This is a genomic window from Rhizobium indicum (genome assembly GCF_005862305.2).
GTDB classification, from domain to species: domain Bacteria; phylum Pseudomonadota; class Alphaproteobacteria; order Rhizobiales; family Rhizobiaceae; genus Rhizobium; species Rhizobium indicum.
Window position 1 is genome coordinate 2,515,139 of record NZ_CP054021.1, and the last position, 18,248, is coordinate 2,533,386.

21 protein-coding genes and 1 other RNA gene are annotated in these 18,248 nt (G+C 62.1%); 12 read left to right on the forward strand and 10 right to left on the reverse strand.

The features are described from left to right. Nucleotides 1–431: 431 nt before the first annotated feature. The 3 genes from recF to FFM53_RS12550 are packed head-to-tail and all read left to right on the forward strand — an operon-like array spanning nt 432 to nt 2,847. On the forward strand, nt 432–1,556 hold the full coding sequence (gene recF, locus FFM53_RS12540; protein ID WP_138388507.1) for a DNA replication/repair protein RecF: 1,125 nt from the start codon (nt 432–434) through the stop codon (nt 1,554–1,556). Next, nucleotides 1,553–2,377 (forward strand): molybdopterin-synthase adenylyltransferase MoeB, encoded by an 825-nt coding sequence (locus FFM53_RS12545; RefSeq protein ID WP_138332100.1) that lies wholly within the window; start codon nt 1,553–1,555, stop codon nt 2,375–2,377. Before recF ends, FFM53_RS12545 begins: the two co-directional genes overlap by 4 nt. After that, entirely contained in the window at nt 2,374–2,847 is a 474-nt protein-coding gene (locus tag FFM53_RS12550; protein WP_138388508.1) for a GNAT family N-acetyltransferase, read from the forward strand. Before FFM53_RS12545 ends, FFM53_RS12550 begins: the two co-directional genes overlap by 4 nt. A gap of 134 nt (nt 2,848–2,981) precedes the next feature. Here FFM53_RS12550 and FFM53_RS12555 read toward each other — a convergent pair whose 3' ends face one another. After that, on the reverse strand, nt 2,982–3,983 hold the full coding sequence (locus FFM53_RS12555) for a 2-hydroxyacid dehydrogenase (RefSeq protein ID WP_011649963.1): 1,002 nt from the start codon (nt 3,981–3,983) through the stop codon (nt 2,982–2,984). A gap of 185 nt (nt 3,984–4,168) precedes the next feature. On the opposite strand from FFM53_RS12555, the gene FFM53_RS12560 reads away from it, so the two are divergent. Next, a complete protein-coding gene (locus tag FFM53_RS12560; RefSeq protein WP_011649962.1) occupies nt 4,169–4,708 on the forward strand; it encodes an SH3 domain-containing protein in 540 nt (179 codons plus the stop codon). On the opposite strand, the gene FFM53_RS12565 is transcribed toward FFM53_RS12560, so the two are convergent. Next, complete coding sequence (locus tag FFM53_RS12565; RefSeq protein ID WP_129422283.1) at nt 4,701–5,693, reverse strand: adenosine kinase; 993 nt, start codon at nt 5,691–5,693, stop codon at nt 4,701–4,703. The genes FFM53_RS12560 and FFM53_RS12565 overlap by 8 nt on opposite strands. A gap of 518 nt (nt 5,694–6,211) precedes the next feature. Between FFM53_RS12565 and FFM53_RS12570 the strand changes: the two genes are divergently transcribed. Further along, entirely contained in the window at nt 6,212–7,159 is a 948-nt protein-coding gene (locus FFM53_RS12570) for an AEC family transporter (protein WP_138388509.1), read from the forward strand. 69 nt (nt 7,160–7,228) lie between these two features. Here the strand turns inward: FFM53_RS12570 and FFM53_RS12575 are convergent, their stop codons facing one another. After that, on the reverse strand, nt 7,229–7,792 hold the full coding sequence (locus FFM53_RS12575; protein ID WP_065281772.1) for a c-type cytochrome: 564 nt from the start codon (nt 7,790–7,792) through the stop codon (nt 7,229–7,231). A 154-nt stretch (nt 7,793–7,946) separates the two neighbouring features. On the opposite strand from FFM53_RS12575, the gene FFM53_RS12580 reads away from it, so the two are divergent. Beyond that, nucleotides 7,947–8,702, forward strand: a complete 756-nt coding sequence (locus FFM53_RS12580) for a 3-deoxy-manno-octulosonate cytidylyltransferase (RefSeq protein ID WP_138388510.1) — start codon at nt 7,947–7,949, stop codon at nt 8,700–8,702. A gap of 10 nt (nt 8,703–8,712) precedes the next feature. Then, a complete protein-coding gene (locus tag FFM53_RS12585; RefSeq protein ID WP_003544355.1) occupies nt 8,713–9,567 on the forward strand; it encodes a prephenate dehydratase in 855 nt (284 codons plus the stop codon). A gap of 24 nt (nt 9,568–9,591) precedes the next feature. Here the strand turns inward: FFM53_RS12585 and FFM53_RS12590 are convergent, their stop codons facing one another. The 5 genes from FFM53_RS12590 to FFM53_RS12610 form a co-directional block, all read right to left on the reverse strand. Beyond that, nucleotides 9,592–9,960 carry a VOC family protein gene (locus FFM53_RS12590; protein WP_138388511.1) on the reverse strand — a complete coding sequence of 123 codons (369 nt, stop codon included), beginning with the start codon at nt 9,958–9,960 and terminating at the stop codon, nt 9,592–9,594. 195 nt (nt 9,961–10,155) lie between these two features. After that, nucleotides 10,156–10,416 carry a hypothetical protein gene (locus FFM53_RS12595; RefSeq protein WP_064653543.1) on the reverse strand — a complete coding sequence of 87 codons (261 nt, stop codon included), beginning with the start codon at nt 10,414–10,416 and terminating at the stop codon, nt 10,156–10,158. A 71-nt stretch (nt 10,417–10,487) separates the two neighbouring features. Further along, on the reverse strand, nt 10,488–11,183 hold the full coding sequence (locus tag FFM53_RS12600; RefSeq protein WP_138388512.1) for a helix-turn-helix transcriptional regulator: 696 nt from the start codon (nt 11,181–11,183) through the stop codon (nt 10,488–10,490). Between the two features lie 4 nt (nt 11,184–11,187). After that, nucleotides 11,188–12,147, reverse strand: a complete 960-nt coding sequence (gene nudC / locus FFM53_RS12605; RefSeq protein ID WP_011649957.1) for an NAD(+) diphosphatase — start codon at nt 12,145–12,147, stop codon at nt 11,188–11,190. After that, entirely contained in the window at nt 12,144–12,554 is a 411-nt protein-coding gene (locus tag FFM53_RS12610; protein WP_012759659.1) for an HIT domain-containing protein, read from the reverse strand. The genes nudC and FFM53_RS12610 overlap by 4 nt, the downstream gene beginning before the upstream one ends. A gap of 89 nt (nt 12,555–12,643) precedes the next feature. Here FFM53_RS12610 and ffs point away from each other — a divergent pair. The 3 genes from ffs to FFM53_RS12625 all read left to right on the forward strand — a co-directional run bounded on the left by ffs (nt 12,644) and on the right by FFM53_RS12625 (nt 15,009). Further along, nucleotides 12,644–12,740, forward strand: an RNA gene (gene ffs, locus FFM53_RS12615) — signal recognition particle sRNA small type. A 45-nt stretch (nt 12,741–12,785) separates the two neighbouring features. Further along, nucleotides 12,786–14,663 carry a DNA polymerase III subunit gamma/tau gene (locus tag FFM53_RS12620; RefSeq protein WP_138388513.1) on the forward strand — a complete coding sequence of 626 codons (1,878 nt, stop codon included), beginning with the start codon at nt 12,786–12,788 and terminating at the stop codon, nt 14,661–14,663. 22 nt (nt 14,664–14,685) lie between these two features. Beyond that, complete coding sequence (locus FFM53_RS12625; protein WP_003544342.1) at nt 14,686–15,009, forward strand: YbaB/EbfC family nucleoid-associated protein; 324 nt, start codon at nt 14,686–14,688, stop codon at nt 15,007–15,009. 30 nt (nt 15,010–15,039) lie between these two features. Here the strand turns inward: FFM53_RS12625 and FFM53_RS12630 are convergent, their stop codons facing one another. After that, nucleotides 15,040–15,669 carry an MOSC domain-containing protein gene (locus tag FFM53_RS12630; RefSeq protein ID WP_138332091.1) on the reverse strand — a complete coding sequence of 210 codons (630 nt, stop codon included), beginning with the start codon at nt 15,667–15,669 and terminating at the stop codon, nt 15,040–15,042. 57 nt (nt 15,670–15,726) lie between these two features. Between FFM53_RS12630 and recR the strand changes: the two genes are divergently transcribed. Next, nucleotides 15,727–16,332, forward strand: coding sequence for a recombination mediator RecR (gene recR / locus FFM53_RS12635; protein WP_003555792.1), 606 nt, complete (start codon nt 15,727–15,729; stop codon nt 16,330–16,332). Nucleotides 16,333–16,505: 173 nt separating this feature from the next. Continuing rightward, nucleotides 16,506–17,777 (forward strand): lytic murein transglycosylase, encoded by a 1,272-nt coding sequence (locus FFM53_RS12640; protein ID WP_138388514.1) that lies wholly within the window; start codon nt 16,506–16,508, stop codon nt 17,775–17,777. 6 nt (nt 17,778–17,783) lie between these two features. Here FFM53_RS12640 and FFM53_RS12645 read toward each other — a convergent pair whose 3' ends face one another. Then, on the reverse strand, nt 17,784–18,239 hold the full coding sequence (locus tag FFM53_RS12645) for a GNAT family N-acetyltransferase (RefSeq protein WP_138332089.1): 456 nt from the start codon (nt 18,237–18,239) through the stop codon (nt 17,784–17,786). Nucleotides 18,240–18,248 lie beyond the last annotated feature (9 nt).

Genomic DNA, 18,248 nt, shown 5'->3' on the forward strand with positions numbered 1-18,248 from the left:
ATAAACGGTCCGTTTACCATATCGCCTGCACCGGATAACTCAACCCTGCAGTTGCAAAATTCAACCAACTTTTTTTGGGCTTTACGTTACGTCAGTAGCCTTAGAGGATGGCGGCAAACCTTGAATATCCGGCGCTGGAAGACATTGGCAATGACTGTCTACGGGATCGGTTTGGCGATGTCAGGCCATCTCGGATGGTTGTATTTTTAACCGAATTTCGAAGCCCCGTGGCTGCCATTCCATCGGGAGGATGTCGGACACAAGGACTTCGGTCACGGGATCATCTGGAATATATGTCCTGCGTGGCGCCAGCCGCCGCGTCCTGACGTCCGGCTGCAGCGGCGGTACGCGATCCACGGCCCAAAAGCTGCCAGCCTTGCCATCGGCGCTGCTTCGGCTTAGCTGTCACGCTTTACGATTCCGGACATTCGATGCCGCACAAGGTTTCTCTTTCCCGTCTGAAGCTGACAGACTTCCGCAACTATGTGGCGGCGGCCCTTGCACTTGATGGTCGGCATGCCGTGCTGACGGGAGACAACGGCGCCGGCAAGACCAATCTCATGGAGGCCGTCTCGCTGCTTTCGCCTGGCCGCGGTTTGCGCCGCGCGGCTTATGGCGACATTACCCGCGTCGGCGCGGCCGGCGGCTTTTCGATCTTCGCCGCGCTCGACGGCATGGAGGGCGACGTCGAGATCGGCACCGGCATCGAAACGGGCGAGGAGACCACCGCCCGCAGGCTGCGCATCAATGGCACGACGGCAAAGACTGTCGACGAACTGACCGACCATCTGCGCCTTCTCTGGCTGACACCGGCGATGGACGGCCTCTTTACCGGCGCCTCTTCCGACCGGCGCCGCTTTCTCGACCGGCTGGTGCTGTCGCTCGATCCCGCCCATGGCCGCCGCGCCAGCGATTTCGAGCGCGCCATGCGCAGCCGCAACAAGCTGCTGGACGAAGGCCGCTTCGATCCTTCCTGGCTTGCCGGCATCGAGGAGCAGATGGCAAGCCTCGGCATCGCCATGGCGCTTGCCCGGCAGGAGATGCTCGGCCTGCTGACCCGGCTGATCGAGGAAACACGAGAAAGCTCGCCCTTCCCTTCGGCATCGCTGCAGCTCTCCGGCTTCATGGACGGCCAGTTCTCGCGCCCCTCGGTCGACCTTGAGGACGACTACGCGGCGATGCTGGCGGAGAACCGCTACCGCGATGCCGGCGCAGGGCGCACGCTCGAGGGACCGCACCGGGCCGATCTTATCGTGCATCACCGCGAAAAGGCGATGGAGGCGGAGCGTTGCTCCACCGGCGAGCAGAAAGCGCTGCTTGTCGGCCTGGTGCTTGCGCATGCGCGGCTCGTCGGCAATCTCACCGGCCATGCTCCGGTCCTGCTGCTCGACGAGATCGCAGCGCATCTCGACGAGGGCCGCCGCGCCGCGCTATTCGACCTTATCGACGGGCTCGGCGGCCAGGCCTTCATGACCGGAACAGATCGCGCGATGTTTTCAGCACTCGGCGACAGGGCGCAGTTTTTCACGGTTTCCGACGGAAGGGTGTTCGAATGACGGAGGCGGCTTTTCCCGGCGTCGGGCGTCATGATAACATCGGCGCCATGGAACCGCTCAGCCCGGAAGAAATCGCGCGGTATCACCGCCACATCCTGCTGCCCGAGATCGGCGGCGCCGGCCAGCAGAAACTGAAAGCCGCCCGCGTGCTGGTGATCGGCGCCGGTGGTCTCGGTGCGCCGGTTCTGCAATATCTGGCCGCAGCCGGCGTCGGCACGCTTGGGATCGTCGACGACGACCGGGTGTCGCTGTCGAACCTGCAGCGCCAGGTGATCCATGATTCCGGCACGATCGGCGAATTGAAGACCGAGAGCGCTGCTTTCGCCATCGCCAGGCTCAATCCGCATGTCCGACTGATCCGCTTCGAAGAACGCTTCTCCCAGGAGGCCGCCCGCCGTCAGCTCTCAGGCTTCGATCTGCTGATCGATGGCTCCGACAATTTCGACACACGTTATGCCGCCGCCGATGCGGCTGATGAAGCGCGCATTCCACTCGTCACCGGCGCCGTCGGGCGGTTCGACGGCTCGCTGACGGTTCTCAAGCCCTATGAAACGGCTGAGGACGGGACGCCCAACCCTAGATATCGTGACCTGTTTCCGGAAGCGCCGCCGGCCGGGTTGATTCCCGCATGCGCCGAGGCCGGCATCATCGGCGCGCTGACCGGCGTCATCGGCACGATGATGGCGATGGAGGCGATCAAGCTCGTCACCGGCACCGGCGAACCGCTGGTCGGACGGTTGCTGCTCTATGACGCGCTCTCGGCTCGGTTTGATACCATCCGCTACAAACGACGCCGTACAACACAGAGACAGGCGGGATGAGGATTGTTCCGCTTGATCAAACTTTCACGCGCTGGGATGAACTGCTGGCGCTGATCCTTTCCGCCTTCGCCTCCATGAATGGCAGGATCGACCCGCCATCTTCGGCGCTCAAGCTGACGACGGCATCACTGGCCGAAAAGGCCGGAACCGAGATCGGCCATGTCGCCATCGACGGCGAAAAACTGATCGGCTGCCTCTTCCTGCGGCCGGAGGCCGATTGTCTCTATGTCGGCAAGCTCGCCGTTCTGCCTGAGGTGCAGGGCAAGGGCCTCGGCAAACGGCTGCTGACAATTGCCGAGGAGACCGCTGCGGCGCTCGGTCTTCCCGCCTTGCGGCTGGAAACGCGGATCGAACTCACCGACAACCACGCCGTCTTTGCCGCCTGGGGATTTTCCAGAACCGCCGAAAAAGCCCATCCCGGCTTTGCCAGGACGACGTTCATCGAGATGCGCAAGGTCCTTGCGTCTTGATGCGCCTCGCGTGATTCGATCCTGAGATGCGCTTAGAGCGGTTCAGCTTTTAACGGAAGCGCAGGACCGCTCTAGCCTTTTGTTTTTACGCAATTCCGGACGGAAAACCGCTTCGCACTTTTCCTGGAATTGCTCTAGCGGCCGGGCAGTACCCGATTCGGCGGCCTGTGACCGTCGATGAAGGTGCGGATATTGATGATGACCTTGTCGCCCATGTCGATGCGGCCTTCGATCGTCGCCGAACTCATATGCGGCAGCAGCACGACCTTGCCCTCATTGGCGAGCTTGATGAGCCTCGGGTTGACGGCAGGCTCGTTCTCGAAGACGTCGAGGCCGGCGCCGGCAATCCGGCCCTCCCTCAGGCATTTGATCAGCGCAGCTTCATCGACCACGTCGCCGCGCGCGGTGTTGACGAGATAGGCCGTCGGCTGCAGCAGCGCCAGACGGCGGGCCGAGATCAGGTGGAAGGTCGCCGGCGTCGACGGGCAATTGACCGAAACGATGTCGACGCGGGCGAGCATCTGGTCGAGACTTTCCCAATAGGTCGCCTCCAACTCGTCCTCGACGGCCGGATTGACGCGCTTGCGGTTGTGATAGTGGATCGACAGGCCGAAAGCCTTGGCGCGGCGGGCCACCGCCGTGCCGATGCGGCCCATGCCGACGATGCCGATCCGCTTGCCGTGAATGCGCCGGCCGAGCATCCAGGTCGGAGACCAGCCTGCCCATTCGCCCGGCTTATCGGTCAGCACGCGCGCACCTTCGCCGAGCCTTCTCGGAACAGCGAGAATCAGCGCCATGGTCATATCGGCGGTGTCCTCGGTCAGGACGTTCGGCGTGTTGGTGACGGTGATGCCCTTGCGCGCCGCCGCCTCGACGTCGATGTGATCGGTGCCGTTGGAGAAGCTCGCAATCAGCTTCATCTGCGGTCCCGCCTGTTCGATCAGCGCCGCGTCGATGCGATCGGTGACGGTCGGCACCAGCACATCGGCGGTCTTGACCGCAGCGATCAGCTCGGGAACCGAGCGCGGCGCGTCGTCGATGTTCAGCTCGGCGTCGAAGAGTTCGCGCATGCGGGTTTCGACGGCATCCGGCAGCTTGCGGGTGATGTAGACCTTCGGTTTTTTCTTCGCTGTCATGGCTGCCTGTGGTGCCTTGTTCAGAGGTCTTTAACCAAGAGGGGTGATAATTTTCCCATTCCGGGCATTTTCTACCAGACCCGCACGCGAAGACAAACAAAACTCGTGGTGCAGCCGGGGAATGTCAGAGCCCGGAGCGCGAGCAGGCCGGGCCTGCCCGCGAATTCGAGCAAACGGAAACTTCCATGCGCAGCAAAGTCCTGAAGTCCTGCCTCGCCCTTGCCATCGCTCTGGCTGCATCCATGGGAAGCGTCGAGTTCGCCCATGCGCAGGCGGCCAAGGGGCCAAGCGGACTGCCATTGCCGCGTTTCGTCACGCTGAAATCCAAGCGCGTCAACCTGCGCATCGGTCCGGGAACGGATTACGCCGTGTCGTGGATGTACCTGAAATCCGGCCTGCCGGTAGAGATCATCCAGGAATACGACAATTGGCGCCGCATCCGCGATGCCGACGGCACCGAAGGCTGGGTCAACCAGTCGCTGCTGTCAGGTCAGCGCGCGGCGATCGCCGCCCCGTGGATGAAGACCAAGGGCAAGGGCATCTATGTCAATCTGCGCCGCGAGGCGCAGCCCTCCGCCTCGATCGTCGCCAAGCTCGAACCCGGCGTAATGCTGACGATCGGCGAATGCAATGGCGACTGGTGCCGCGCCGAATCTGACGGCGCCTCGGGCTGGGTGGCGCAGTCGGAGATCTGGGGCGCCTATCCCGGCGAAGCCTTCAAATAAGCCCTGCCCGTTTGGCGGCCTCGGAAAGCGAGGTCATCGGGCGCGGGCCGATCTGCTGGATGACGATGCCGGCGGCCAGGCAACCGAGCTTGCCGCAATCCTCCAGAGAACGTCCCTGCGTGTAGCCATAAAGGAAGCCGGAGGCGAAAAGATCGCCGGCGCCCGTCGTGTCCACAACTTCCTTGATCCGGATCGCATCGACGTAAAAACGCTCACGGCCCTTCAGGATGACGGCGCCATCCTCGCTCATCGTCACGGCGGCGATCTTGCAATCGGCGGCGATCCTGTTCAGCGCCTCCTCGAAATCATCGGTCTCGTAGAGCGACAGTGCTTCCTGGCGATTGGCGAAGACGATATCGACCTTGCCGGAGCGCATCAGATCGAGGAATTCGCCGCGATAGCGGTCGACGCAGAAGCTGTCGGACAGCGTCATCGACATTTCGCGGCCGTTTTCATGGGCGATGCGGGCACAATCAAGGATCGCTTCCTTGGCGCGCGGCGGATCCCAGAGATAACCTTCGAAATAGGTAACCTTGGCGTCGGCCACGACGTCGGTCTCGACGTCTTCCGGGCCGAGCTCGACGCAAGCGCCGAGATAGGTGTTCATCGAACGCTCGCCGTCCTCGGTGACGAAGATCATCGAACGCGCCGTCGGCGGGAAGGTGCCCTTCGGCCGGGTCTGGTAGTGGACGCCCTGGGCGCGGATGTCGTGCGCGAAGATGTCACCGAGCTGATCTTGGGCGACATTGCCGAAATAGGCAGCCTTGCCGCCGAGGCTCGCCACGCCCGCCGCCGTGTTACCGGCGCTGCCGCCAGAAGCTTCGAGCGCCGGTCCCATGCGCGAATACAAGAGTTCGGCGCGTTCGGCATCGATGAGGTTCATCGCCGCCTTGGTGATCTGGTTGTCAATGAGGAACTGGTCGTCGCAACGGGCAATGATATCCACGATTGCGTTGCCGACTGTCAGAACATCGAATCTTGTCATGAAATGGGGGGTCCCGGAGTTTGTGATAGCCGGGGTTTGGTCTTAGCGAAATTTCCGCGGTTTGGAAGGATAAATGGTGGATGGCCTGTCTATTTCTTCGCAAAAGTGCCGCCTATTCGTCATGTCCCTGTCATTTTCAGTATCTAGAAATACTCGCAAGAAGACCGGCATGAGCAGCTTTCAGTTGCAGCCGAGCTTACGAGGGATGATCCCTTCGATCTTACCGGCGCGATGCTGACCACGGATGAACTGGCAGCTTCGTGATCCGGATATCCGGCAAGGCCGGAGCGGAAAAGCGGGCTGTGCCCGCTTTTTTTGTTTTACCGATGCGCCTGATTGAACGGCGATTGCCTTTTCAATCCAAGCCGTTTGCTGCTACTGCATAATTCCTTAAATCGGAATCGATTTAAGGATAAAATTATGCAGCAATTCAAAGTGCTACAGCGTCCTTTGCGCGTCTGAAAAGACGCGCGGCGCTGTAGACGTCGAATACTCCCCCGCGCAGAGCAGCCTCCCCTATGTCAGCCATCATTTTCGACGTCCTTCCCGTCTTCATTCTGATTCTCATCGGCTGGGTGATCGTTCGCAGCGGATTGATGGCGTCGAATGTCGGCGAAGCGCTCAGCGAATTCGTCTTCAAGATCGCCGTGCCGCTTCTGCTCTTCCGCACCATCGCCGAGGCGGATTTTCATGGCGCCTCACCCTTCCGGCTCTGGATCGTCTATTTTTCCGGCGTTGCCATCACCTGGACGGCCGGCCATATCGCCGCCACACGCCTCTTTAACCGCGACGAACGGATCGGCGTGCTGGCCGGCGTTTCCTCGGCCTTCGCCAACAATATCTTCATCGGCTTGCCGCTCGTCGAGCGGACCGTCGGCGACGAAGGGCTGGTGGCGCTGTCGATCCTGCTTGCCGTGCATCTGCCCGTGATGATGGTGGCCGGCACGGTGCTGATGGAGCATGCCGAGCGCAAGATCGCCGGCAAAAGCGATCGCAGCATGGTGCTCGTGCTTCGCCAGATCGCAGTCAATCTCGTGCGCAACCCGCTGGTGATCGGCCTTGCGGCCGGCATGGCCATGCACCTTTCCGGTCTCACCATGCCGACGACGCTTGCAACGGTCGTCGGGCAGATCGCCGGCATTGCCGGCCCGGCGGCGCTGATATCGCTCGGCATGGCGCTGGAGAGATACGGCGTCTCCGGCAATCTCGGCATCGCCAGCGTCACCTCGAGCCTGAAGCTGCTGCTGCTGCCCGGCTGCGTGTGGGCAGCGAGCCGACTCCTCGGCCTCAGCCCCGAATGGACGGCAGCGATCGTACTGACCTCCTCCGTCCCGACAGGCGTCAACGCCTGGCTGATCGCCAATCGCTTCGGCGTCGGTCACAGCCTCGCCGCCTCGACGATCACCGTGACGACGGCGCTCGGCGCCATCACGGTCTCGCTCTGGGCCTATTTCCTCGGCGCCTGAGCTGATATCCGCACAAAGAAAAGCCCGGCTCGCGGGCCGGGCTTCGATGTCATGCGATTGTCTGCCGCGTCACTGCGTCGCAGCGTTCGGGTCCGGCAGCGGCACCGGCGAATCGGCGAGCGTATGGAGGTAGAGGATGACGTTGGCGCGCTCCTGATCCTTCGCCAGACCGGCGAAGCCCATCGCGGTGCCCGGAACGTCCTTTTTCGGCGCCAGCAGGAACTTGTTGAGATATTCGAAGGTCCACTTCTCGCTGCCACCCTTGGAGAAATCCTTCATGGGAGCGGAATAGGCGAAGCCTGCATGCGAGGCGACCGGGCGATCTACGACACCAAAGAGGTTGGGACCGACCTTGTTCGGCCCCCCTTTGGTGGCGTCATGACAGGCCTGACACTTCTTGAAGACCGTCTCGCCGGCCTTGGCATCTGCAGAAGCGAGCAATTGCGCAATTGGAACGGCAACGGCAGGCGCAGCCTCGCCGCCAGCAGCGGGCGCCTCTTCGGCAACGATCGCGAAACCTTCCTTTTCCGGTGCTTCGGAATGGAAGATTCCTTCGGACGCGATGGAGACCGACATCAGAACGAAAATCGTTCCGAGCAGCGCCCCCACGGCCGTATTGACGTATGAATTCATCTGCAATGCTCCCCTTGCAGCCGGCAGATCATAAACCGGACCATCTTGAAATCGCGCGGAACCTATGTCTTTTGGCTGTTCGTTGCAACTGTCTAAATGGTCTTGCGCATGAGACTTTTTGACACTTTTCAGCCCGGAATAGAAGGCCCGAACAATGAGTGATTCAAATTTAGGCGGCGTGCTCGTATTGATCCCGGCGCGCATGGCCTCCACCCGGCTTCCGGGCAAGCCGCTTGCCGATATTTGCGGTCTGCCGATGATCGTCCAGGTGGCGCTACGCGCCAGGGAGGCAGCCATCGGCCGCGTCGTCGTCGCCGTCGACGACACCCGAGTGTTCGATGCCGTGGCGGCGGCCGGCTTCGAAGTCGTCATGACCCGCGTGGACCACCAATCGGGTTCCGATCGAATCTTTGAGGCGCTGACGAAAGTCGATCCGGAGGGCAAGGCGAAAATCATCGTCAACATCCAGGGCGATCTGCCGACGATCGATCCCGAAACGGTGCGTGCAGCCTTGCGCCCGCTCGAGAACGAGGCGGTCGATATCGGCACGCTGACAACTGAAATCGACAATGAGGAGGACAAGACCGCGCCGCACATCGTCAAGATCGTCGGCTCACCGATTTCCGTCGCCCGGCTGCACGCGCTCTACTTCACGCGCGCAACCGCCCCTTACGGCCAGGGGCCGCTCTACCATCATATCGGCCTCTATGCCTATCGGCGCGCGGCGCTCGAACGGTTCGTCTCGCTCGGTCCCTCGACGCTCGAAAAACGCGAATCACTGGAGCAACTGCGGGCGCTCGAAGCCGGCATGCGCATCGACGCCGAGATCGTTGACACGGTTCCGCTCGGTGTCGATACTCCCGCCGACCTCGAAAAAGCGCGGCGCATCCTCTCCGCAAAGTCGAACTGACGGAACCATCATGAACATCAAGACCAACAGGATCGCCTTCCAGGGCGAATTCGGCGCCAATTCCGACATGGCCAGCCGCGACATGTTTCCGACCATGGAGCCGCTGCCCTGCCAGACCTTCGAGGATGCGTTCACGGCGGTCGACAACGGCGATGCCGATATCGGGATGATCCCGATCGAAAACACGATCGCCGGGCGCGTCGCCGATATCCACCATCTGCTGCCGGAGTCGCGGCTGCACATCATCGGCGAATATTTCATGCCGATCCGCTTCCAGCTGATGGTGCTGCCCGGTGTTACCAAGGACGAGATCCGCACGGTGCACAGCCATATCCACGCGCTCGGCCAGTGCCGCAAGATCGTTCGCGCCAATGGCTGGAAGCCGGTGATCGCCGGCGATACGGCGGGGGCGGCGAAACTCGTGCAGGAAACCGGCGACCGCTCGATGGCCGCCTTGGCGCCACGCCTTGCCGCTGATCTCTACGGGCTCGAGATCATCGCCGAAAATGTCGAGGATACGGAAAACAACGTCACTCGCTTCGTCGTCCTGTCCCGCGACGAGGAATGGGCGCAACGGAATTCGGCGGAAGAAAAGGTCGTCACCACCTTCGTCTTCAACGTCCGCAACATTCCGGCCGCGCTCTACAAGGCGCTCGGCGGTTTTGCCACCAACAACATCAACATGACGAAGCTGGAAAGCTACCAACTCGGCGGAAAATTCGTGGCGACGCAGTTTTACGCCGATATCGAAGGCCATCCGAACGATCCGAACGTGCGTCGGGCGTTGGAGGAACTGCGGTTCTTTTCCGAGAAAGTCCGCATCCTCGGCGTCTACAAGGGGCATGCGATGCGAGGCCTGCTGTAAGGCAAGCCCCGCAAGCCGCCTGAATTATTTATCCGGCTCACAGACACGCAGCCGATGCCCATCCGGATCGAGCACGACGAAGGTCGGGCCGAAATCCAGTTCGGTCAATTCCTGGGCGATCGGCAGACCGCGCTGGCGCCAGTCTTCATAATGTCTGGCGACGGCATTTTCTCCTTCGACCATGAAGGCCACTTCGCCTCGATTGCCGATGGCGGAGGGCTGCGGCTCGACCTTGCTGCGCCGCCAGAGACCGAGCGTGAAACCGCCCTCAAGCGGAAAAGCGACGAAATTCGGCGCTTCCGCAGCCGGTTCGCGGTTCAGCAGATTCCGGTAGAAGCTGGCGCTTTCACCCGGGTCCTTGACGTAGAGAATTATGAGATTGGGGCTGGTCATTTCGGTTCTCCCGTTGTTTAAGAATGGCGCCGCCAGAGATCTCGTCTGCTGACAAATTATGGCAGCAGACTACCGAGGGCGTTGCTATCGCAACGCCCCGTTCTCGTCGGGCAGAATGTTGATAGGGATGGGCGGCCTAAAGCGGTCGCGCATGTCGTTGTCGCAAAACCGCTGCACACTTTTGCGCGATATGCTTTAGAGCGGAAAACGGTCCTCGCAGCGCGGGTCGCGTCCGTCGATGAAGCCGAGGTCGCGCTTCAGGTAATCCGGTGTCGCTTCAAGGTCGAGGCCGGTGCGGTCTCCTCTGCGAAATCGGAAAATGTTCATGACCAGGTGCAGCAGGCCTGACGGTGCTGACTGGCGGACATCGGCAAAAGTCTCGGCCGAAATGACATCGGCAAAGGACTCGGCCGCAAAACGGTCGTTGGTGAAATGAATGGCTGGAGGCGTTACCATGATCAGTACTCCTTCCTGGTGGATTGGCACTGATAATAACTCCATCTGCTGACAGTTTATGGCAGCAGCGTTCAGTTCTCCATCGGCACGTCCTGCGTCTCGCGCCATTCCTTGAGGAGCACCGTGCGGCGGCGTGGGTAGCGCGCCTCGTGCAAGGCCATGTCGATGATGCGGTCGGTGCGGAAGTGTCGAAAATCCTGGCGCAGTTCGCACCAGGCCATGAGGACGCGCACATGCTCGTAATAGCCGAGCCCGAAAGGCCAGACGCGGCGGCGCGAAATACGGCCCTGCTCGTCGCCATAATGCAGTTCGAGGATACGCTCCAGGCGGATCGCCCTGCGGATGGCCGAAACGTCAGCCTTGTCCTCGTCCCTGCGTTTGGGACCGACGAAAAGTGCTGCCGAATCGATCATCTCGTGCATATCGGCCGGCAGCACGGCGGCAATCTTGGCCAGGGCGTCGGCACCGGCACCGGCAAGGCGCGGCTCGGCGGCGCGGGCCACCCAGCGCGAGCCGAGCACCAATGCCTCCAGCTCTTCTTCGGAAAACATCATCGGCGGCAGCATGAAGCCGGGCTTCAGCACATAACCGATGCCGGCTTCGCCTTCGATCATCGCGCCCTGGGCCTGCAGGCTGGCAATATCGCGATAGAGCGTGCGCAGGCTGACGCCGGTCTCCTGGGCAAGCACTGTGCCGGTCACCGGCCGCCGGTAACGCCGGAGCGTCTGGAGCAGCGTCAGCAGCCGTTCCGAGCGGGCAACCGGCATGGCGCTACCGCTTCCACTCCACCCAGTCGCGCATCAGGCGGTGGGCGATCGCCCCTTTCGGCGGCGAGGCCCTGCCTGTCGCGCTCGGGCGTTCCAGCATCTCGATCGTTTCCTCGCGGGTGAACCAGCGGCAATCTTCCAGCTCGGTCTCATCGCGGCTGATTTCGGTGGATTTCGCCTCGGCGTAACAGCCGATCATCAGTGAATGCGGCATCGGCCAGGGCTGCGAGGCGTGATAGCGGATGCGGCCGGTGCGGATGCCCGATTCCTCCAGCGTTTCGCGGCGCACAGCGTTCTCGATGGTCTCGCCGGGTTCGAGGAAGCCGGCAAGACAGGAATACATGCCGGGCGCGAAATGCGGACTGCGGCCGAGCAGGCAGAGGTCGCGCTGCTCGTCGACCGTCAGCATGATGACGACGGGGTCGGTGCGCGGGAAGATCACGTGTTCGCAGGCAGCGCAGACACGTTTGTAGCCGCCGATGTGGATCTCCATCGCCGAGCCGCAGCGGCCACAAAAGCGATTGTCGCCATTCCAGCGGATGAGGCTCGCGGCCTGGGCGAATTCGCCGAGCAACACTTCGTCGATCAGCATTTCGCGAAACAGCGTGCGACCGTCGGCAGGCTTGTACTGGCTGGTGAGGTCGTCGACGTCGATGCCAACGGGAACGGCAAGGCGCGGCTCGCCGCTCTTGCGGTAACCGAGAAGCACGGTCTCGTCCCAATCCGGCTGCAATTCCTGCAGCTCGTAGCGGGCAAAGAGCGGGTCGAGCACCTGGCCGTCATGCTTCAGCACCAGCTTATCCCTGGTGAAGGCGAAGATATGGGTGCCTTCCTTGGCCAGCGCCTTTTCGACGGATTGTTCGTCGCGATGCTCGGAATCGCGGTTGAGGTCGTTGGCGGCAAAGGCCGTGAGATTGCTGGGTTCCGGATGCGGCACATCCGAATCGAAAAGCGAATGACTCATGATGAAAGGGCTTCCCGCAGCTTCGCTATAAATTCGTCTCTCTTTCCGTCTTCGTAGGGTTCAGCGCGCCCGAAGCCCCAGACGGGACCCGGCCAATTGGCATCGCCTTCGAAGCGGGCAATGACATGAACATGAAGCTGGCGGACGATATTGCCAAGAGCCCCGACATTGATTTTTGTCGCGCCGGTGATCTCCTTCAGCGCCTTGGCGACCAGCTCCGTCTCGAAGGCAAGCAGCACCTGGTCGAGCGGCGTCAGCTCGAAGATTTCGGTGATGTCAGCCCGGCGCGGCACGAGAATGAGCCAGGGCCAGCGGGCGTCCCTCGACAATCTCAGATCGCAGAGACCGGTGACCATGATGCTGACGCTGTCGTTTTCCAGCCGGGGATCGAGCGCGAAACCTTTCAAAGGGCATTCCTCCTGTCTTTTCCTACGACTAGCAGTTTTTTCGCATGTTGGCTTGCTTTTGATGACGATATTGCCGATATGTGCATCCGGGAGGTTGGTGGTGGACGAGCCACTCGCCAACCGGGTCAGGTCCGGAAGGAAGCAGCCCTAACGAGCCCGGCACGGGTCATCGTGCCAGCCTCCCACCTTCTCTCCACGAAGTGCCCGACAGTCCGGGCGACAAGCAGGGCGATGAGCGACACCGAGCGACAATCAAAAGATGCCGCCTCGACGGGCACCGGATACCGAGTGCTGGCTCGCAAATACCGCCCCAAGGATTTCACGGACCTGATGGTCGGCCAGGAGCCGATGGTCCGCACCCTCACCAACGCCTTCGAGACCGGCCGCATCGCGCAAGCCTACATGCTGACCGGCGTGCGCGGCGTCGGCAAGACGACGACGGCGCGCATCCTGGCGCGGGCGCTGAACTACAAAACATCGGAGATCGACAAGCCGACGATCGACCTTCGCACGCCGGGCGAACACTGCCAGGCGATCATGGAAGGCCGGCATGTCGACGTGATCGAGATGGATGCGGCCTCCCATACCGGTATCGACGATATCCGCGAGATCATCGAGCAGGTGCGCTACCGGCCGGTTTCGGCGCGCTACAAGGTCTATATCATCGACGAAGTGCACATGCTGTCGACACAGGCCTTCAACGGCCTGTTGAAGACGCTGGAAGAGCCGCCGGAGCATGTGAAGTTCATCTTCGCCACCACCGAGATCCGCAAGGTGCCGATCACCGTGCTGTCGCGCTGCCAGCGCTTCGACCTGCGCCGCATCAGCGCCTCCGATCTCGTCGGGCTGTTCACGACAATCGCGGCCAAGGAAGGCATCGAGGCGGAAGCTGACGCGCTGGCGATGATCGCGCGTGCTGCCGAAGGCTCGGCGCGCGACGGCCTGTCGCTGCTCGATCAGGCGATCGCTCATGGCGCAGGCGTCGTGCAGGCGGAAGCCGTGCGCGGCATGCTCGGCCTTGCCGATCGCGCCCGGATCGTCGATCTCTTCCAGCATGTCGTCAAAGGCGATGTGGCCGCCGCCCTCGGCGAGTTCCAGAACCAGTACGAAGCCGGCGCCAATCCGGTGGTAGTGCTGACCGATCTTGCCGATTTCACCCATCTGGTGACGCGGCTGAAATATGTGCCGGATGCGGCAAACGATCCTTCGCTCAGCGAGGTCGAGCGCACCAAGGCGGCGGAATTTGCGAAGGGCGTTGCAGTGACGACGCTGTCGCGCATCTGGCAGATGCTGCTGAAGGGCATTCCCGAAACGGAAGGCTCCTCGCGAACGGCGGGCGCTGCCGAAATGGTGCTGATCCGGCTTGCACATGCCGCGCATCTGCCGGCGCCCGAGGATGCGGCGCGGCGGCTTGCCGAATTTTCCGGCGACAATGCCGGCCCGCGGCCCTCTTCCCCACCTTCCGGCAATGGCGGCAACAACGGAACACGGGTTTCCTATCAGGGCAGTGTCGCCGCACGCGCGCCGGAAACAGCACCGAGCAAGCCACAGCCTTCAGCGCCGGTGGCGATGCTGCGCGCCGTGCCGAGCAGCCAGCCGGAAACGACGCCTGTCGGGCGGATCGAAACCAAGCCCACTGAAGCGCCGAAGCCGCTCGTCCCGATCAATTCGGTCAACGATATCGTCAACCTCGCCACCGAGAAACGCGATCCGAAGCTGAAGGCGATGGTGCGCACCTTCCTGCGCCCGGTCCGGATCGAAGCCGGCCGGCTCGACGTCAGCCTGGCTCCCGGTGCGCCGACGACGCTGCTCAACGAGCTTGCCGTCAAGCTGAAGGAATGGACCGGCATCCATTGGATTGTCAGCCTCAGCCGCGACGAGGGCCAGCCGACGCTTGTCGAAGCGGAGGCCAGGACCCGGGAACAGCATGTGATCGACGCGCGCCAGGACCCTGACGTGGCGGCAATCCTTGCGCATTTCCCCGGTGCCAAGATCATCGACGTGCGCGTACGGGCGCCCGAACCGGAGGAGGAAGGCCAGGTGACGCCGCCGGCCGCCGCCGAATCCGAGGAAGGTGACATCCTGCCGGGCGACGACATAGAATTCTAAAGTTTCAACAAGGAGCGAGACGATGCGCGACATCATGGGCATGATGGGCAAAGTCAAGGAAATGCAGGCCAAGATGGAGCAGATGCAGGCGGAGATCGCCGAGCTCACGGCCGAAGGCAAGGCGGGCGGCGGTCTCGTCGCCGTCGTCATCACGGGCAAGGGCGAGCTGAAGAGCCTGAAGATCGATCCGTCGCTGTTCAAGGAAGACGATGTCGAGATCCTCGAGGATCTGATCGTCGCCGCTCACAAGGACGCCAAGGACAAGGCCGAGGCGCTCGCCGCCGAAAAGACCAAGGCGCTGACGGCAGGCCTGCCGATCCCACCGGGCTTTAAGCTGCCGTTCTGAGGCGGCCCTCATATCAAGGTGTCAAGTGATCTAGTGCGCTTCGTCGGTTTGGGATTCCAGCATGGCCCGAAGCTTGTAGTGAATTGGGGCCGCGAGATATCGCGCCCGATCTGCGCCCTGAAGCCTTCGGCCGAAGGTCTCCATTAGCTCGGGCATCGTAATCTTGTCTCCCGAAAAAGACGTGTATTCCATCGGCATCCCGGGCTCGACCACGCCGCCCCGGATGACGCGGCAATAAATGCCGGGACGGGCGGCGGCGGTGTAACGCTTGACGAATTTCGGATCGGCCATCCTGGCGGCGAAGGTGGCGCAGGGCATACGGCATGCCGTGACCTCGAGGACGAGATCGCCAGCGGCGAAGCGGTCGCCGACGGCGACGTCGCGATTGTCGAGATCCGATATCACCATGTTTTCGCCGAACGTGCCGGCCTCGTAGGGCTGGCCCAGCTCCTGCGCCCACCAGTCGAGCGTCAGCGATCCCTCGACATAGACTGCCTGGTCGACGCCGCCATGGTGTTTGCGGTTGCAGATCGCATCGCCGACCAGACCTTCGGCATCGATCATCACCGCGCCGTTGACGGCGTGTTTGAAGATGCCGGTCTTGTAGCTCTTGCCCGGCAGTCTTTCCGGATTGCCGGTGCACAAGGCCAGGATTTTCATGGGATGGCCGATCCTTCCGCGATTCCGTTTTCGTTCCATATCAGTTAAGAACGGCGCATGGCAAAACGAGTCACCGGACCCGAAATCGAAAAACTCATCCAGCTTCTGGCGAAGGTGCCGGGCCTCGGGCCGCGCTCGGCGCGCCGGGCGGCACTGCATCTGATCAAGAAGAAGGATCAACTGCTCGGCCCGCTGTCGAATGCAATGGGCGAGGCCTATGACAAGGTGAAGATCTGCTCGCGCTGCGGCAATGTCGATACGGTCGATCCCTGCATTGTCTGCACCGACACCCAACGCGATCAATCCGTCATCATCGTCGTCGAGGACGTATCGGATCTCTGGGCGCTGGAGCGGGCAGGCGCGATGAACGCCGCCTATCACGTGCTCGGCGGCACGCTGTCGCCGCTCGACGGGGTCGGTCCTGACGATCTCAACATTCGCGGCCTGATCGACCGGGTCGGCGAAGGCGGCATCCGGGAACTGATCATCGCGGTCAATGCCACCGTCGAGGGACAGACGACGGCGCATTACATCACCGACCAGTTGCAGGGGCTCGACGTGAAGATCACGCGGCTGGCGCATGGCGTGCCCGTCGGCGGCGAACTCGACTATCTCGACGAGGGCACACTTGCAGCCGCACTTCGAGCGCGGACGGTGATATGAGGGATTTGCATATGCCAAAGAACACCCCCCTCTGCCCTGCCGGGCATCTCCCCCACAAGTGGAGAGATCACAAGCGGCTTTGGTTTCCCGCTTCATTGTCAGTTTGCCGCGCAGAAACGTCGATTATCGGCGGAAACCTCCGCGCCCAGCCAATCTCCCCACCTGTGGGGGAGATGCCCGGCAGGGCAGAGGGGGGTGTTCCACGGCGGCTGCGGATATTCGCACTCGCGTTGGCGGCAGCTCTCCTGCCCCTCTCCTGTTACGCGGCCCCTTCGAAAGCCGATGTCGAGGCGCAGTTCGAGAAATGGGTGCAGAGCGACCTCTGGCCGGAAGCGAAGGCGAACGGTATTTCGGAGAAGGTCTTTCAAGCCGCTTTCTCCGGCATCACGCTGAACTGGAACCTGCCCGATCTCGCCCCGCCCGGTTTCCCGCCGCCGAAGGAGCAGAAGCAGACGCAGGCCGAATTTTCCTCGCCCGCTCCCTATTTCAACGAGGACCAACTGAAGAAGCTTGCCGCAACGGGACGCGGCTTTGCCGCCCAATATGGCTCGACGCTGAAGCGGATCGAAAAGACCTATGGCGTGCCGGGCTCGATAGTGCTTGCCATCTGGGGCCGGGAAACGGGCTTCGGCGCCGCGAAGATCCCGAATTCGGCGATCGAGGTGCTGGCGACCAAGGCCTTCATGTCGACGCGCAAGGAGATGTTCCGCACCGAGCTGGTGGCCGCACTCCATATTCTCGACGGCGGCGACGTCACACCTGCCAACTTCAAGGGTTCGTGGGCGGGCGCACTCGGCCAGCCGCAATTCATGCCGACCAGCTATCTAAAATATGCCGTGGATTTCGATGGCGACGGTCACCGCAATATCTGGACCTCGGTGCCCGATACGCTCGCCTCGATCGCCAATTACCTGGTCAAGAAAGGCTGGCAGCGCAACCGCGACTGGGGCTTCGAGGTGTCGATACCGGAGGCGGTCTCCTGCGCGCAGGAGGGACCCGATCTGGCAAAGCCGCTGTCGCACTGGGCCTCGCTCGGCATCGACCGCATCTCCGGCAAGGGCTTTCCCTCCGGCGAAATGAAGGCTGAGGGCATGATGCTGGTTCCGGCCGGCCGAGACGGACCGGAATTCATCGTCACGCCGAATTTCTACATCATCAAGGAATACAATAATTCCGATCTCTACGCGCTCTATATCGGCAATCTTGCCGACCGGATCGCCTATAATGGCGGCGCCTTCCAGGGCAGATGGGGCGATGTCGGCAAGATGCTGCGCTCGGACGTCGCCGCCATGCAGAAGGCGCTGGAACGGCAGGGCTATGATGTCGGCGGTTCCGACGGTCTGCCGGGCTACAAGACCCGGCGTTCGATCGGCCAGTGGCAGGCAAAGAACGGCATGAAGCCGACATGCTTTCCGGAGGCGACGATGAAGGGCAAGCTGAAGTAACCGGCTTCAGAGCGTGCGTTTCAAACCTTCATGGCTGGCGACGAAACCGAGCTTCTCGTAGAAGCGGATCGCGTCCCCCCGCGTCTTGTCCGATGTCAGTTGCACCAATCCGCAGCCGCGCTCGGCGCATTGGGCGATCGCCCATTCGATGAATTGTGCGCCGAGGCCAGAACCGCGAAGATCGCTTGCGACACGCACGCTTTCGATCTGGCCGCGCCACATGCCCGTCCTCGAAAGACCGGGAACAAAACTCAGCTGCAGGCAGCCGACGACCCGATCGGTCGCGTCATTGGCGACGGCCAGAAGCTGATTGGCGTCCGCCTCGATCGCAGCGAAGGCCGAGAGATAACGCGCGTCGACAGGATCCGAAACGATCTCCCTGCTGCCGCCAAGATCGTCATCGGCCAGAAGCCGGACGATGGCAGCCAGGTCGGATTGGTGAGCGAGCCTGAATCTGTACATGTTTGATCT